At 64.2% G+C, this 15,240-nt stretch carries 20 protein-coding genes; 8 read left to right on the top strand and 12 right to left on the bottom strand.

Annotated elements, in window-relative coordinates; all coding sequences use genetic code 11:
* Positions 1-538 precede the first annotated feature (538 nt).
* Positions 539-742: a DUF2735 domain-containing protein gene (locus N2602_RS18060; protein WP_172788500.1), complete on the top strand. Its 204-nt coding sequence runs from the start codon at positions 539-541 to the stop codon at positions 740-742.
* A gap of 111 nt (positions 743-853) precedes the next feature.
* Here the strand turns inward: N2602_RS18060 and N2602_RS18055 are convergent, their stop codons facing one another.
* Positions 854-1,180 (bottom strand): MliC family protein, encoded by a 327-nt coding sequence (locus N2602_RS18055; protein WP_260383458.1) that lies wholly within the window; start codon positions 1,178-1,180, stop codon positions 854-856.
* A 70-nt stretch (positions 1,181-1,250) separates the two neighbouring features.
* Here N2602_RS18055 and N2602_RS18050 point away from each other — a divergent pair, with 70 nt between their 5' ends.
* Complete coding sequence (locus N2602_RS18050) at positions 1,251-2,009, top strand: tyrosine-protein phosphatase (RefSeq protein WP_172788498.1); 759 nt, start codon at positions 1,251-1,253, stop codon at positions 2,007-2,009.
* Between the two features lie 15 nt (positions 2,010-2,024).
* Here the strand turns inward: N2602_RS18050 and N2602_RS18045 are convergent, their stop codons facing one another.
* Positions 2,025-2,744: an SGNH/GDSL hydrolase family protein gene (locus tag N2602_RS18045; protein ID WP_260383457.1), complete on the bottom strand. Its 720-nt coding sequence runs from the start codon at positions 2,742-2,744 to the stop codon at positions 2,025-2,027.
* A 118-nt stretch (positions 2,745-2,862) separates the two neighbouring features.
* On the opposite strand from N2602_RS18045, the gene N2602_RS18040 reads away from it, so the two are divergent.
* The 3 genes from N2602_RS18040 to N2602_RS18030 all read left to right on the top strand — a co-directional run bounded on the left by N2602_RS18040 (position 2,863) and on the right by N2602_RS18030 (position 4,722).
* Complete coding sequence (locus tag N2602_RS18040; RefSeq protein WP_260383456.1) at positions 2,863-3,543, top strand: SDR family oxidoreductase; 681 nt, start codon at positions 2,863-2,865, stop codon at positions 3,541-3,543.
* A gap of 98 nt (positions 3,544-3,641) precedes the next feature.
* Positions 3,642-4,328 (top strand): DUF2161 domain-containing phosphodiesterase, encoded by a 687-nt coding sequence (locus N2602_RS18035; protein WP_172788496.1) that lies wholly within the window; start codon positions 3,642-3,644, stop codon positions 4,326-4,328.
* A gap of 94 nt (positions 4,329-4,422) precedes the next feature.
* Complete coding sequence (locus N2602_RS18030; protein WP_172788495.1) at positions 4,423-4,722, top strand: hypothetical protein; 300 nt, start codon at positions 4,423-4,425, stop codon at positions 4,720-4,722.
* An 85-nt stretch (positions 4,723-4,807) separates the two neighbouring features.
* Here N2602_RS18030 and N2602_RS18025 read toward each other — a convergent pair whose 3' ends face one another.
* The 7 genes from N2602_RS18025 to N2602_RS17995 all read right to left on the bottom strand — a co-directional run bounded on the left by N2602_RS18025 (position 4,808) and on the right by N2602_RS17995 (position 11,513).
* A complete protein-coding gene (locus N2602_RS18025) occupies positions 4,808-5,413 on the bottom strand; it encodes a GNAT family N-acetyltransferase (RefSeq protein ID WP_260383455.1) in 606 nt (201 codons plus the stop codon).
* A gap of 150 nt (positions 5,414-5,563) precedes the next feature.
* On the bottom strand, positions 5,564-5,962 hold the full coding sequence (locus N2602_RS18020) for a PaaI family thioesterase (RefSeq protein ID WP_212257588.1): 399 nt from the start codon (positions 5,960-5,962) through the stop codon (positions 5,564-5,566).
* Between the two features lie 252 nt (positions 5,963-6,214).
* A complete protein-coding gene (kynU, locus tag N2602_RS18015) occupies positions 6,215-7,417 on the bottom strand; it encodes a kynureninase (protein WP_260383454.1) in 1,203 nt (400 codons plus the stop codon).
* A gap of 8 nt (positions 7,418-7,425) precedes the next feature.
* On the bottom strand, positions 7,426-8,265 hold the full coding sequence (gene kynA, locus N2602_RS18010) for a tryptophan 2,3-dioxygenase (RefSeq protein ID WP_260383453.1): 840 nt from the start codon (positions 8,263-8,265) through the stop codon (positions 7,426-7,428).
* Positions 8,266-8,299: 34 nt separating this feature from the next.
* Positions 8,300-9,109 (bottom strand): alpha/beta hydrolase, encoded by an 810-nt coding sequence (locus N2602_RS18005; RefSeq protein WP_260383452.1) that lies wholly within the window; start codon positions 9,107-9,109, stop codon positions 8,300-8,302.
* A 346-nt stretch (positions 9,110-9,455) separates the two neighbouring features.
* The gene (locus N2602_RS18000) at positions 9,456-10,733 is read right to left on the bottom strand and encodes an ArgE/DapE family deacylase (RefSeq protein ID WP_260383451.1); all 1,278 of its coding nucleotides are present in this window, start codon (positions 10,731-10,733) and stop codon (positions 9,456-9,458) included.
* Positions 10,734-10,787: 54 nt separating this feature from the next.
* Positions 10,788-11,513 (bottom strand): pyridoxamine 5'-phosphate oxidase family protein, encoded by a 726-nt coding sequence (locus tag N2602_RS17995; protein ID WP_212257584.1) that lies wholly within the window; start codon positions 11,511-11,513, stop codon positions 10,788-10,790.
* Positions 11,514-11,588: 75 nt separating this feature from the next.
* On the opposite strand from N2602_RS17995, the gene N2602_RS17990 reads away from it, so the two are divergent.
* Positions 11,589-13,058, top strand: coding sequence for a PLP-dependent aminotransferase family protein (locus N2602_RS17990; protein WP_260383450.1), 1,470 nt, complete (start codon positions 11,589-11,591; stop codon positions 13,056-13,058).
* A 66-nt stretch (positions 13,059-13,124) separates the two neighbouring features.
* On the top strand, positions 13,125-13,370 hold the full coding sequence (locus N2602_RS17985) for a DUF6719 family protein (protein ID WP_172788486.1): 246 nt from the start codon (positions 13,125-13,127) through the stop codon (positions 13,368-13,370).
* A gap of 12 nt (positions 13,371-13,382) precedes the next feature.
* Here N2602_RS17985 and N2602_RS17980 read toward each other — a convergent pair whose 3' ends face one another.
* A complete protein-coding gene (locus tag N2602_RS17980) occupies positions 13,383-13,745 on the bottom strand; it encodes a hypothetical protein (RefSeq protein ID WP_025035902.1) in 363 nt (120 codons plus the stop codon).
* Positions 13,746-13,776: 31 nt separating this feature from the next.
* Positions 13,777-13,938 (bottom strand): hypothetical protein, encoded by a 162-nt coding sequence (locus tag N2602_RS17975; RefSeq protein WP_260383449.1) that lies wholly within the window; start codon positions 13,936-13,938, stop codon positions 13,777-13,779.
* Between the two features lie 407 nt (positions 13,939-14,345).
* Here N2602_RS17975 and N2602_RS17970 point away from each other — a divergent pair, with 407 nt between their 5' ends.
* Positions 14,346-14,564 carry a hypothetical protein gene (locus N2602_RS17970; protein WP_311739260.1) on the top strand — a complete coding sequence of 73 codons (219 nt, stop codon included), beginning with the start codon at positions 14,346-14,348 and terminating at the stop codon, positions 14,562-14,564.
* Positions 14,565-14,574: 10 nt separating this feature from the next.
* Here the strand turns inward: N2602_RS17970 and N2602_RS17965 are convergent, their stop codons facing one another.
* Entirely contained in the window at positions 14,575-15,123 is a 549-nt protein-coding gene (locus tag N2602_RS17965; protein WP_260383448.1) for a CreA family protein, read from the bottom strand.
* Positions 15,124-15,240: the final 117 nt, after the last annotated feature.

The raw sequence follows: 15,240 nt of genomic DNA, 5'->3' as shown, positions 1-15,240 counted from the left end.
GAGCCTCTCTGTAGATGATGCGAAAGGTTGGGGGCCTGGCGGCCCCCGCACGTTTTGTACCCGGCCATCATCGGCCGGCCCTTCCCAAGCATTTTGCGTGCCAAAAGGCCGCAGAACGGGCTGTTTTCCACTGCTTCCGGCTCCTCCTCGCCGCGGGCGAGGCCTCCACGGCACCGTGCGTCATAGCCGCGCACCTTGACGTGAAGCTGCACTGCAAAAATCCCGCGGAAAACGCCCGATTCAGAAGCAGCTGACACCGCCCCGCGCGTTGCCGATGAAACGCGCATCAACGTCCGGTAACTTTCGCAAACTCCCCCACCCCTCCCCAGCAACCTTCGGAATGGCCCACGCGTTGGTCAGCGGCAGCGTGCCTTGGAGGATGCAGAAGGCTGCCTGCCTACAAATTGGGCGGAAACTGATTTCCTTTTCAGCACTTTCCAATCCGGGACGAGGGGCCGATATGGGGATTCCAGTAACCACAATCGAACGAGTCGGGCGCACCATGGAGGCCAAGGCGCTTCGACCAAGGAGAATCGCAATGATGAACAATGGTCTGAGTCACGGATCTGCAAAGATCTATCAATTCCCCGTCGGCGGCCGTGCGGCCCTCGCCGGACGCCGCTATGGCGAGACCCGCTTTCCCGCCGATCAGGCTTCGCTGCCAGCGAACGTCTCGATCTGCAGCGATAGCTGGTACCACCAGGACGCGGTCGACGAAGCCAAGCCCAAATGGGAACGCTGATGCCAGCTGCTGGTCCGACAGTGCCAGGCTCTCGCAACCGGCCGGCGACAGTTTGAACAAGGGTCGAAACAACGGCGTTTCGGCCCTTTTCGATTCCAGGCGGCCCCCGGGCTAGATCCCGGACTTTTCGACCACCGCGCAGGCGGTAACCGGCCGTTTCAGATGCTTGACGGTGGTGGGGCCGGACTTGGGAATCCTCAGCGTAACTCCCGCCCCCGAATAGCGCGCCCCCGAAACCGCCAGCCGCTTGGCGAGCGCGACCGGCTCGCCGTCGATCTGGAGAAAGGCGCGCTTGTCGCCGTCATAAAACCCGACGATGAACTGCGTACCATCGGCGCAGCGATAGGTTTGGAAGGTCTGCGCATCGGCCTGCCGTCCACCGAGCATTCCGCCCGCCAGCATGCTGACCGTCAAAACAATGGCCTTGTGCCGGCCCATGATCGCCCCCTGTAATAGACCGCAAGATGCCGAACGTGCATCCGGTGGAACCATAACCCAAGCTGATCCCATGCAAGACTCCTCCCTCAAGGACTCCCCTGCCCGTCATCTCGCCCTCCAGGGTGCCAGCAATTTCCGCGACCTCGGTGGCTACCCGACCGCCGATGGCCGCACCACGCGCTGGCGGCACATTTTCCGCTCCAACCATCTCGGCCAGCTCACCGCGGCCGACGTCGAGATCGTCCGCGCGCTCGGCGTGCGCAGCGCCTTCGATTTCCGCGGTGTCGAGGAGCGCGCGGCCGGCATCTGCGTCGTGAACGAGATCACGGTGCATTCGCTGCCGATCGAGCCGACCGTCGTGGCCGCGCTGCGCGCCGAGCTCGCGAAGGGCACGCTGACCGCGGCCGTGGCGCTCGAGCTCATGCGCGAGTCCTACCGCAACTATGTCCGCCACAACACCCACAGTTACCGCGCGCTGTTCGGCCATCTGCTGGAAGACCGCGCGCCGCTCGTGATCCACTGCACCGCCGGCAAGGACCGCACCGGTTTTGCCAGCGCGCTGATCCTGCACGCGCTGGGCGTGGCGGACGACGTCATTGCGGACGATTACCTCTTGACCAACCGGCACTACAAGCGCGACCCGTCGAACGCCTCCGATCTGCCCGCCGATGTCCTTGACGCGATCGGCAGCGTCGAGGCCTCTTACCTGGCGGCCGCTTTCGAAGCGGTCGGCAGCGAATATGGCGATCTCGAAACCTATTTGCGCGACGGGCTCAAGCTCGGCACGGCAGAGCGCACCGCACTGAAGGAGCGTTATCTGCAGGCTTGACCAGCGGCGGTAGCCTCAGGCCATCGGCCCGAGGGCTTTGATGATGGCATTCTTGAGCGCCAAGGAAAGTTGTTGGGTGCTCCAATCGTTCTGGTGCAGCTTGTCGGGATCACTCGTGTCGATCAATTGATCGAACGAGACATTGTTCTGCACGTGCCAGTGCCGCATCAGCGACCAACGCCGAAACAAATTCACACTTGCCTCATTGGCAGCTTCGCGGATCAGCCGGACCATCTTGTCAGCGAGCTCGGCGCGGTCATCCCAAAGCATCTTCGTCACGTATTGCGGATCGATCACCAGAACCTCGAAGCCGCGAGCGCGTAATTGCGCCAGGCCCTTCCTGATGTCCCCGGCAACGATATCCACGTCATACTTGTCGTTATGAAAGACCGCGTTGGTTCCGACCTGCCAGATGACCAATGCCGGATCATCACGAAAAATATCGACATCGAAGCGTCCAAGCTCTTCGGTTGCCTCTTCGCCGCCCTTGCCCCGGTTCAGGACGTCAATCCGGATGTCCGGCCGCGGCACCACATCCTTGAAATACTGCCGCAAATACATCTCCAGCCTATAGGGATACGGGACGACGTCGGCTCGTCCGGCTGTTGACGACGAGCCCATGGCGACGATGCGCACTGGTCCCTTGTCTCCCAACGCCTGTCGGAGCCGCATCAGCGGATATGTCAGGTCGACGATCGCAGCGGGAAATTCGACGGTTGGCAAATTGTCAGACATGAAATGACCTCCTCAACGATCTAAAGTTGCATTTGTAGCCCAGTCTTGATGTTGCCGCCATTGCAAGCGCAATCCACCCCGCGCAATAGTCAGTGAAGGATAACGATGGAGAGCAATCGTGCAGGGGAAAGTAGTTGTCGTGACTGGCGCGCTCGGCGCACTCGGCAGAGTCGTCGCGGAGATGGCACGGTCCCGCGGCGCGCGGATTGCCGGGATCGATCATGCGCCCTCGCAATTGTCAGAGACGCCCCAACGCATCGTGATGGGCGGTGTCGACCTGTCCGACGCGGGGCAAGCGAAGAATGCCGTCGATGCGGCGGCGAAGCATTTCGGCCGGCTCGACGCGCTGATCAACATCGCCGGCGGCTTCGCCTTCGAGACCGTCGGCGACGGCGACATCGCGACGTGGCAGCGCATGCACGCGCTGAACGTCCTGACGGCGCTCAACGCCTCGCGCGCGGCGCTGCCGCACCTTGCCAAGTCCCCGGCCGGCCGCATCGTCAATATCGGCGCCATGGGCGCACTGCAGGCCGGCAGCGGCATGGGCCCCTATGCTGCGTCGAAAGCCGGCGTGCATCGCCTGACCGAGGCGCTCGCCAACGAGTGGAAGGGCAAGGTTACCGTCAATGCCGTCCTGCCCTCGATCATCGATACCGCGGCCAACCGCGCCGACATGCCGAAGGCGGACTTTTCCAAATGGGTGACGCCACAGGAACTCGCCGAAGTTATCCTGTTCCTCGCCAGCGATGCCGCCAGCGGCGTCACCGGCGCGCTGGTCCCGGTCGGCGGCCGGGTCTAATCGCGTTCCGATCCGACAGTTAGAGACATCGGCTCCGATTCAATAGGGGCCGAGAAGGCTCTAGACTGTCTGCAACTGATTCTCCGATCGGACGTCCCTTGGAAACCGCGCTTTACCTCCCCGTCAAACGCTTCCTCGAAGAGCTCGGCTTCACGGTCAAGGGCGAGATCGGCGGCTGCGATCTCGTCGGCCTCAGCGCCGGCGATCCACCCGTCGTGGTGATCGGCGAGCTCAAGCTTGCCTTCAATCTCGAGCTGATCCTGCAGGCGGTCGATCGCGCGCCGGCCGGCGACGAGGTCTGGATCGCAGCGAAGATGTCCGCGCGCGGCAAGGGGCGCGAGAGCGATGCGCGCTATCGCAATCTCTGCCGCCGCCTCGGCTTCGGCATGCTTGGCGTGACCGATCGCGGCCAGGTCGAAGTGCTGGTGAAGCCGCCGACCGCGGCACCGCGCCGCGAGCCGAAGGTGCGCTCGCGTCTGGTTGCCGAGCATCAGCGCCGCCAGGGCGATCCCGTGCTTGGCGGCAGCACCCGCGCACCGATCATGACGGCCTATCGCCAGCAGGCGCTGGCCTGCGCGGCGGCGCTTGCCGAGGGGCCGAAACAGGTGCGCGCGCTGCGCGAACGCTGCCCCGATGCCGGCAAGATCTTGCTTAACAATGTGTATGGCTGGTTCGAACGCGCTGAGCGGGGAATCTACCGGCTCACCGAAGCCGGACACGCCGCCCTGAAGCGTTGGCCCCAGCAACGGGTGGAGGTCGGCGCAGGTGCTGCGTCACCGCTGTGACACCAGACCGGTGCATAGCTGAGATGCCACACCGATTCCATATTGCAATGCAACATTGGCGGCACTAGGTATCCGGCATCGAAATGAGGCCGTTATGAGCGCAGACTGGAATACCAAATATGGCACACGGCGCGTGCGCCACGATCCTCCGACCCTCGACGAGGCGATCTTCGCTGCGATCGGCATCACCGACGACCAGGCGCAGCAGGCCGAGATCGCCGCAGCCTTGATGGGGATGCCGCTCGACGTCGTCCAGGCCGAGGTGAAGAAGCAGGCCCGCGCCAACAGCCGCATCACGGCGACGCGCGTGATCGCCGGCGAACAGGGCGCGCAGCGCTCCGTGGTGGTCGAACGTCGCGTTGTCCGCCGCTTCGGCGCCGCCACACGCAGCTGAGCATCCATTTCATCTCATCGCACGGAACACGAAAGCGGACCGGCCTGGCCGGTCCGCTTTGTGATTCCTGTGCGCAATTTCCGGGCTATGCAGCCCGATTGCCGTACATGCTCGAGATCAGCTTCCAGCACGTGCTGTTGAAGCTGAGAAGAGCGCGTCCGGCCGTGAACGGCGAGGCCGCCAGATCGGCAAGCTCGGCCTCGGGCGTCTTGGCGAGGTCGATCGTGCCGGTCGATTCGCCGTGGCGGAAAGCCAGATGGGCCCCGAACTTCCTGGCGAGCGCCCGCATCGCGTGATTCTCGGCACCCGTCGTGATGCGCAGCCGCTTGTAGCCCTTCCAGCGCGCCTCCGCGATCAGGCGGCGGAACAGCACGGTGCCGACGCCCTGGCGGCGCGCGGAGGCTTCCACGCTGAAAGCGACCTCCGGCAAGGAATTGTCCTCCGGCGGATGCAGCTCAGCCGCACCGCGCACCACGCCGTCGACCATATAGGCAACGATCACGGTGCCGTCCTCGGCGCAGCGGGCGGCGTAGCGCTCGATGAAGCTGTCGTCGAGAAAGCCGTTGAAACGGTCGTGCCGGCTGGCGGCATCGAGCCTCAGCAGGTGATCGCGCAGGAGCGGCAATTCTTCCTGCTGGATCAAGGTCCGTACATAGCCGGGAACGGTACGGACGGTGTCTTCAAGTACCACGTCAGAAACTCCTCTTGGTGTCCCTCGAGGAGGCGTTCGAATCCCTAGGCCCCCAATATTGTGCATCGCACCATGATTTTCAAGACGGGAACCTGCCCAAGATTCGGGCACCGGCACGAGTAATTCGTTAATAGAATCAAAATGCTGTAGTCACAGCACCAGCTGCGTCTGGGTCACCACCGCAACCAGCTTGCCGTCCTCGGTTTCCAGCCGGGTGGTCCAGACCTGGGTCCGCCGGCCCCGGTGCACCGGGGTGGCAGTAGCGATGATTGTGGCCCCCTCCTTTGCCCCGCCGATGAAATTGGTTTTGCTCTCCAGTGTGGTCGTCCCCTTGGCGTCCTCGGGCAGATTGATCACGGTCGCCGCCGCGCCGACGGAATCGGCCAGCGCCATCACGGCCCCGCCGTGGATGGTATGGTGCAGCGTGCAGAGATCGGCCCGGACGGTCATCCGCGCCACTACGCGGTCCTTCTCCGCCTCGACAAACTCGACGCCCTTGAGCTCGGCGAACGGCATCTTCATCGCTTTAAGTTTCTCGAGCGGCGTCATCGGAACTGCTCCCAATTGGTTGTTGCCTCAGCGTGAATTGCCCCGCGCGGCGAAGCAATGACGTCCGAGGTAATGGCGGTGCTGACGTCCTCACGCAATGCCATACTCTCGTGTCCCGGACGCGCAGCAACGCGAAGCGTTGCTGCGCAGAGCCGGGACCCATCTCGCGACAGACGATGATGCGGCATGGGCCCCGGCTCTGCAGCGCACCGCTAAGAAGCGCGCTGCGCTGCGTCCGGGGCACGAGACCGCTCACGTCACCGCGTTCACGACCTGGTACTCCGGCCGGCGCCAAATCTCTCCTGAAATCACCTCTTCGATGATCTCCGCCGCCCGGATAATCTCATTCTCTCCGACATAGAGCGGGGTCAGGCCGAACCGCATGATGTCGGGCGCGCGGAAATCGCCGATGACGCCGCGGGCGATCAGGGCCTGCACCGCGGCGTAGCCGCCGTCGAAGGCGAACGAGACTTGCGAGCCGCGGCGCTCATAGTCGCGCGGGGTGACGAGCTTGAGGTGCGGACAACGGCGCTCGACTTCACTGATCAGGAGATCACCCAGCGCCAGCGAACGCGCACGAACCTCCGCGATATCGACTTTGTCCCAGATATCGAGCGAGGCCTCCAGCGCCGCCATGGCGAGCACCGGAGGGGTGCCGACGCGCATGCGTTCGACGCCGCCCGCGGCCGCATAGGCAAGCTCGAACGCAAACGGTTTTGCGTGGCCCATCCACCCCGACAGAGCGGCGCGCGCGCTGTCGGCATGACGCGGCGCGACATAGAGGAAGGCCGGCGCACCGGGGCCCGCGTTGAGATATTTGTAGGTACACCCCGCGGCGAAATCGGCGCCGCTCCCGGCGAGATCGACCGGCAGCGCGCCGGCGGAATGGGCGAGATCCCAGAGGGTGACGATGCCAAGCGCGTGCGCTCTCGCGGTGAGCTTTGCCATGTCGTGGCGACGGCCGGTGCGGTAGTCGACCTCGGTGATGTACAGAACGGCGATCTCGTCAGACAACGCGCCCTCGATCTCCTCAGGTGCCACCAGACGCAATTGATGGCCGCGCCCAAGCGTCGCGATCAGGCCCTCGGCCATGTAGAGGTCGGTCGGGAAGTTGCCGGTGTCCGACAGGACGATCTTGCGGGACGGGGTCATGTCGAGCGCGGCGGCGAGTGCCTGATAGACCTTCAGGGACAGCGTGTCTCCGATCATCACCGAGCCGGCCTCCGCCCCGATCAGCCGCGCGATTCGATCGCCGACATGGCGCGGCTGGACATACCAGCCTGCGGTGTTCCAGGCGCGGATCAGCTCGTTGCCCCACTCCTCGGTGATCACGCGGTTGACGCGCTCGGCAACGCCCAGCGGCAGCGCACCGAGCGAATTGCCGTCGAGATAGATCAGGCCGTCAGGCAGATGGAACAACGCTTTGGTGTCGTCGTAGACGCGAAGCCTGGTCATGGACATCCCTACAGAATCGTACGCACGCGCCAGAGCTCGGGAAACAGCTCGACCTCGAGCATGCGTTTCAGATAGCTCACGCCGCCGGTGCCGCCGGTGCCGCGCTTGAAGCCGATGACGCGCTCGACCGTGGTGACGTGGTTGAAGCGCCAGCGCCGGAAATAGTCCTCGAAATCGACCAGCTTCTCGGCCAGCTCGTAGAGCATCCAGTGCGTCTCCGGCGCCTCGTAGACGATACGCCAGGCCTGCAGCACGCCTTCGTTGAAGCTGTGCGTCTCGCGAACGTCGCGCGCCAGCACCGCCGCTGGCATCTTGAGCCCGTTGCGGTCGGCGAGCCGCAGCACCTCGTCATAGAGGCTTGGCGTCGCGAGCTCGGCTTCGAGCAGCTTGACCGTCTCGGCATCGTGCGCGTGCGGCTTCAGCATGGCGTGGTTGCGGTTGCCGAGCAGGAATTCGATCAGCCGGTACTGGCGTGACTGGAACCCCGAGGATTGACCGAGCTGCGAGCGGAAGTGGGTATACTCGCTGGGCGTCATGGTCCGGAGTACGTCCCAGGCGTTGTTGAGCTGCTCGAAGATGCGCGACATCCGCGCCAGCATCTTCATCGCGGGGGCAACCTCGTCTTTGGCGATCGCGCGGCGCGCAGCGCTGAGCTCATGGATGGCGAGCCGCATCCACAGCTCCGTGGTCTGATGCTGGATGATGAACAGCATCTCGTCATGCGCCTCCGACAGCGGGTGCTGCGCGCCAAGAATCGCATCCAGCGCAAGGTAGTCGCCATAGGACATGCGCCGGGCGAAATCGGTCTCGGCGCCTTCGCTTGCAGGATCGTAATCGCGGGACGTCATGGCGGGTCCTTTCGATCGATCTTCCCGGCTTTGCTCAGTCGAGGCCGATCAGGCGGGCAGTGATCGGCGAGGACGGGTCCTTCAGCCCGTCAATCACGGTAAAATGGTTGAGACCGGGATCGATGACGAGGTGCGTCGGCACGTCGAAGCCGGTCCAGATATTGGCCATCAGATCGGACTGGCGGATGAATTCGGGCCGCTCGCTGCCGCCGACCCAGGCCGTTACGGGCGAATGCCCCCGCGGCAGATGCAGCGCCGCGCTTTCGAGGCTCGCCTCCTCCATGGTCATGCGCAGCGTGTCGTTCATCTTCGTCTTGAGCAGCGGACGCAGATCATGCAGACCGCTGATCGAGAGCGTGCCGGCGATGCGGTTGAAGACAGCAGACTCGAGCCGGCTGTCGTCGCACAGCATGCGCGTGACGAGATGGCCGCCGGCGGAATGGCCGGCGAGCCGGATCGGCCCCGAGACCAGCGATGCGGCTTTGGCGATCGCGGCGGTGATTTCCGCGGTGATATCGGAGATGCGTGCAGCCGGCGCCAGCGTGTAGCTCGGCAGCGCCACCGTCCAGCCATGATGCTGCGCACCTTCGGCGAGGTCGGTCCAGGCCGACTTGTCGAAGCGCATCCAGTAGCCGCCATGAACGAAGACGACGAGACCCTTGCTATCGCCGTCAGGCAGGATCAGGTCGAGCTTTTGGCGCTCGCCGGCGCCGTAGGCGATGTCGGGACGAAATTCCTTCAGCCCGGCGCGGTAGGCCGCCGCCCGCTCCGCCCACAGCGCCGGCATCTTGTCCGAGCCCGGGATATGGGCCGAATTGGCGTAAGCGTCATCCCAATCGCGCATCGTTGCTCCCGAGGACTCGTCCGACGAACCGGACGCCAGTCTGCCACCGGTCAGGACCGCATCCTAGTCCTTCTTTTAAGCTTAAAGGAGTTGGCGAAGCCCGTGTTTCGGGCACAGGGCGGCAAGATGTTTCTCCTCACCCTGAGGAGCCGCGAAGCGGCGTCTCGAAGGGCGAGGCCACCGGCCGTGCCTTCACCCTTCGAGACGCTTGCTCCGCAAGCTCCTCAGGATGAGCGCCTAACCGCCGTTCCGTCATTGCGAGGAGCGCAGCGACGAAGCAATCCAGGCTGCCGCCGCCGAGAGATGCTGGATTGCTTCGCTGCGCTCGCAATGACGGCGGAGAGGCCTACGCCTTCTCCAGCCCGCACCATTCCGCGATGAACAGCGCCATCGCCTTGGTCGCCTTCTTCAATGAATCCAGATCGACGAACTCGTTGAAGCCGTGCATCTCGCCTCCGCTGGCGCCAAAGCAGAGGCTCGGGATGCCGTGGTTGAGGCCGTAGAAGCGCGTGTCGGTCAGTGCCGTGAAGACGAGATCCTCTGGCGCGCCGCCATAGACCCTGTTGAAGGCCTTGCCGAACGCAGCCTCGGGCTCCCTAGCATTGGTCAGCTCATAGCCTTCCGACAGGAAGCCGGACCACTCGACCTGCGGCGGATTGTTGGCGAGGAAGCGGTGGTTGCGCGAAGCGGCGGCGACGCAGGCCATGATCTCCTTCTGGTGATCGGCGATCGACCAGCCCGGCAACACCGCAATCCGGCAGTCGACATCGCACCAGGCCGGCACGCTGGAGGCCCAGTCGCCGCCCTTGATGACGCCGGCGTTGAAGTTGACGGGATGGTCGATCGTCTTGAAGTGACGGTCGGCCTTGGCGCGCTCGTTCCATTCGATCTCGAGCTTCTGCAGCGCCTGGATCAGGTGATACGCCGCCATGATGGCGTTCGCGCCAGAGCCTGCGAAGGCGACGTGGGTCGGGTGTCCCTTCACGCGGAGGCGAAACCAGATCACGCCAACCTGCGATCGCACCATCTTGCCGCCGGTCGGCTCCGGAATGAAGCAGGCGTCCGCGCGATAGCCGCGCTGCAGGGTGGAGAGTGCGCCGACGCCGGTGCTCTCCTCCTCGATCACCGATTGAAAATGGATCCGCGCCGTCGGCCTGAAGCCAGCCGCCTTGATCGCGTCCAGCGCATAGAGCGCACCGATCGTCCCGGACTTCATGTCGCAGGCACCGCGGCCGAACATCTTGCCGTCCTTGATGACCGGCGAGAATGGCGGCGTATCCCACAATTCGAGCGGACCCGCCGGCACCACGTCGCAGTGCCCTTGCAGGATCAGCGACTTGCCGCCATTGGTTCGCGGGCGGTAAGTGCCCACCACGGATCGCGCCTTCGAAAAGTCGTGCTCGATCGGGCCGAAGCCGCGCAGATCTTTCAAATCCTCGACATCGATATGCCAGTCGTCGACCTCGTAGCCGCGTTCGCGCAGGAGATCGCCGATCATGTCCTGGCAGGGTCCCTCCGCCCCGCGGGTCGAAGGGATCGCGACGAAATCGCTTGTAGTTGCAAGCTGAGCTTCGAAGCCGTTGTCGACGGCGTCAAGAATCCTCTGCTGCGTTTCGGCATTCATTCGGGCGACTCCAGACATTCCAATGGTCCCAAGGAGCGCGCAAACTAGCCGATTTCAGCCGTTCGGGTACTCCAGAAAATATGCATCCCGCAATGCATCTTCGAGCAGCCGGCCTTCGGAATAGCCGTTCAGCGTCGCAGGCCGGCTCACACCATCGAGCAGGCGCGGACACGGTTCCGGGGCGCCGAGCACGGTGCGGACCGGAATGCGCTCCGCATAGATCGGCAACGCATAGTCCTCATCGTCGTCGGCGACACCCTTGCTCCGGATCTTGGCCGAAGCTTCCTCGATTTCCATTGCGATGAACGACGTTGCCTTGATTTCCTGTGTGGTGCTCTGTCGCAGGCCGGCGGTGCGATCCGGGAAGAAGCGATCGACCATCGCGATCACCGCCCGCTCCTTCTCATCGGGGTCGGTGACGAGATAGGCCGTGCCGAACGCCATGACGGCGCGGTAGTCGGCGGAATGGTTGAAGCCGCAGCGCGCCAGCACGAGGCTGTCGAGATGGGCGACCGTCAGGCAGACGCGCTCGCCCCTGCTCTGGTTGCGCAGCATGCGGCTGGCGCTCGATCCGTGCCAGTAGAGCTTGGTGCCCTGCCGCCAGAAGAAGGTCGGCGTGCAATAGGGCTGGCCGTCGATCGCGTAGGAGACGTGGCACAGCATCGAGGAATCCAGGATGCGATGAACCGTGTCGTGATCATAGAATCCGCGGTCGTGCCGGCGCTTCACCTGGTTGCGTGCCGATGTCGGATAGGAAGTCGAGGTCTCGGTCTGGCTCACGGCCGCTCCTGCTCGGATGGAAGAAAATCCGGAGCAGTTGTAGCGGCGCATTTGGTCTGCGATAGTTCCAATTCCATGCAAAAAATTCCGACCAATTCATCTTCCCGAGCCAAGCCCGAGCTTCCGCTCGATCTCGCCGGCCCTCACGTCACCGCCGGCGCATCCGCCGCGCACCGGCTCTATCAGGCGCTGTGCGAGATGATCGTCTCCGGTCTCGTCAAGCCGGGCGAGCCGCTGCCGCCGTCGCGGACGCTGGCCAGGCAGACCGGCTTCCGCCGCAACGCCGTCGTCACCGCCTATGAGCGCCTGATCGCCGACGGCTTTGCCGACGCAACGGTCGGCTCCGGAACGTTCGTCGCGGCGCGTATCCCCAAGCGCGCGGCCGAGCCCAACAAGCCGAAGGTGGTTCTCGAAGCGCCAAAGCAGGGCGCGTTTGCGCTCGGCTGTACCCATATCGACGAACGCGCCGTGCAGCGCTTTCGCGCTTTCGTCGGCCGCCGCATGCGCGCATTCGGATCGGAGCACCTGCATTATGGCGACCCTCGCGGCAGCCGCGAGCTGCGTGTGGCGATCGCCGACCATCTGTTGTCCGCGCGCGGATTGCGTTGCGATTCCGACCAGATCATGCTGACCTCGGGCACGCTCCACGCGCTGCGCATCGTGCTGAGCGCGATCCTGAAATCCAGCGACCAGGTCTGGTGCGAGGACCCGGGCTATCCCGCCGCCCGAAAAACTATCGCCCATTGCGGCTATCGCACCGTGCCTGTCCCGGTGGACGAGCACGGGATGCGCGTCGCCAAAGGCCGGATCGCGGCGCCGTCCGCACGTGCGGCCTACGTCACGCCATCGCACCAGTTTCCGCTTGGCGTGCAGATGTCGATGCCGCGGCGGCTCGAGCTTCTGGACTGGGCGAAGCAGGCCAGCGCATTCGTGCTCGAGGACGATTACGACAGCGAGTTCCGCTATGACGGCGCGCCGCTGATGTCGCTCGCCGGCATCGATCGCCTCCAGCGCGTGATCTATCTCGGCACATTTGCCAAGACGCTGTTTCCGGGCCTGCGCATCGGCTATTGCGCCCTGCCCGAACGTCTGATCGCAGACGTGACGGCAGCGCGCGCGGCGCTTGACCGATTTCCCGGCACACTGATGGAGGGCGCGGTGGCGGACATGCTCAATTCCGGCGCCTTCGCCGCGAACCTCAAGCGCGTGCGAAAACTGTATCGCGAGGCGCGCGACGTGCTCGCCGGGACGCTGGAAGTCGCATCCGACGGCGCGCTTTCGGTGCCGGTACCGTCACAGGGCCTGCATCTTGTCGCCCGGTTCGATCCTGCCGTCGATCCGGCGGTGGCTGCGCATGCCAAGCAGGTGGCCGGCGCCGAAGGCTGGCTATTGGCCGACACCTATTCGCGCGGGCGTCCCCTCCCCGGCTTCGTGCTGGGATTTTCTGGACATCCCATGCCACAGCTCGTGGCCTCCGCCGAACGTCTCGCAAGGGAATCGCGCGCGGCATTGGGCGCAAGGGGAAAATCGGCCCGCCGCGCGTGACGAAGCTTCACTATCAGAATCGCCCGCCGCTCCCTAGATTGCGGCATCGATCCGGGACCTCACATCATGCCGCTGCGCCACGCGACCTGCCTTTCGTTGCTGATCGCCATCGCGCTTGCCTCGACCGCAAGCGCCGCCACCATCGGACGCGAGCAGGACATCGGCGATCTCAAGCTCGGCCAGCGTGTGCTCGTGGATGACGGAACCTGCCCCGCCGGCCAGGTCAGGGAAGTCCGCGGCGCGAAGATGACCGATAAGGGAGTCTCGCGCACGAGCTCCTGCGTGCCGCGGCACGGACCGAAAACGAAGTGAGGATCCGGAAAGCTATTTCGCCGGATCGAACATGCACTGTAGCGTCGGTTTGGCGATCTTGGTGAAGGTCGGGCCGATCTCGCTCTGCTTGGAGGCCGGCACCCAATCGGTCTCGATGGTGGGCACGCCGGTCTCGCTGATGCCCCGCAGCAGCGCTTCGCGCAGATCGCGATCCTCGACGGCCGCGGCGGCGTGATCGTGCAGGCAGCCACAGACCTCCTCCGGATGCTCCCAGCGGCCGAGCATGCGCGGCGCGCACTGGCGAACGAATTCGCCGCGCGGATCGGGTAGCCTGGAAGGTGAGCGGACCTGCGCCTGAACGGAGCTGATCGTCAGAAGGGACACGAACGCTGCGGCGCAGAGACGAAGCAACATGATGGGCTATGCCGGCTGTTGTTGTGTGCGGTCAGAAGCGCGCAGCGATCATGAGCTGAGCGGCCGGAACCGCAAGGGGCGAGCCGCTGTACTGGAAGGTGCCGACACCGGGGAGATTGCCATCGGGCGCACCCGCCAATGAGGGGCCGGCGAGAACGAGACCGAAAGCAAGGATGAAGCTGAGCACGCGCATGATGTGTGTTCCAATTCGCTGGCCGGCGGTGCGCCGTCGTCGTTATGAGCCTGATAACCATGGGCGGTTTCGCGCGTGATGCGCGAAAAGCTGAAAATGGTTTCGTCTTCGTGAGAATTGTTTCGTCCCGGGCGCGGCGACGAAACAAATCTCGGAAAATGCCAGTTATTTCAGACAGGTCTCACGGCAGGTCAAAGTCGCCTGCTAAGTTCCGGTGCCGGTACGGATATGCGCCCCGCGCAGCTGTCGTCATGCCGCCGCCGCGCGCGCTTCACACGCATTTTACGTTTTTCTGGTGAAAGGACGGGCAAAAGAAGGCTGGATCCTGTTGAACCGGGGTTGGTTCAACGACGACCCAAGCCATCGAAACCGAGACGCCCGGATCATCGGGCGCATTCACGTGAGGGATGGCCATGATGGCGGGAAATCGCGCAACGCCGCGCGATGAAAATCCACCGACGGATCGCGGAGATCAACCAATCATTCGCGGCAGCGCCGGCGCAATGGCGCTGCAATCGAGCCGGGGCTTCGAGGCGGCGCCGCAGACATTTGTGCGGCTGACCGGGTCGCGGCTTGCTGCGCCGCGCGATCGCCACCGGGTGAACGCGACCGCGTCACAGGAGTGAACGACGCGCGTCACTGCGTGAAGAACTCGCCGCACTTCTGGACGTTTGCGTCCGCCGGTCCCCAAGGCATGATCGGCACGGTCGAGGTCGAGTTCTTGGGCGAGCCTTCGATCAGCTTGTCCGAATAGACCATGTAGACCAGCACGTTGCGTTTGGTGTCGCAGCCGCGCACGATCTGCATCTTCTTGAAGAACAGCGACCGGCGCTGGCGGAACATGTCGTCGCCCTGCTCCATCTTGTGCTTGAACTTGATCGGACCGACCTGGCGACAGGCCAGCGAGATGTCCGAGACCTCCTCGGCGAGCCCGAGCCAGCCCTTGAAGCCGCCCTTCTCCGGCACCGTGAAATGACAGGCGACGCCCTCGACCTCGGGATCGTCGAGACCATAGGTCGCGAGCTTGTCGTTCGGGCTCACCCATTTGAACACGGTGGAGCGGCGGAAGATCAGATCGGGCTCATCGGCCGCGGATGCCGACGCCGTTGGCGCGATCAAAGCCAGGAGGAATAAAGCGAGGGCTTTCAAGCGGATGCTGGAAAGACCGGGGAAACAAGATGACATGAAGGTCTCCGGTAACAAGTCCCCGCAATGTAGGAACGCAAACGGCGGTCAGGAAGGCGGCGGAGGGGCGGACGCGGCCGCCGTTTACCGCTCCGTGAGGCTTTTTTGCTACGCCTT

Origin of the sequence: Bradyrhizobium sp. NC92, assembly GCF_025200865.1 — a bacterium.
GTDB lineage: Bacteria > Pseudomonadota > Alphaproteobacteria > Rhizobiales > Xanthobacteraceae > Bradyrhizobium.
This window is presented reverse-complemented; position numbering and strand designations above follow the sequence as displayed.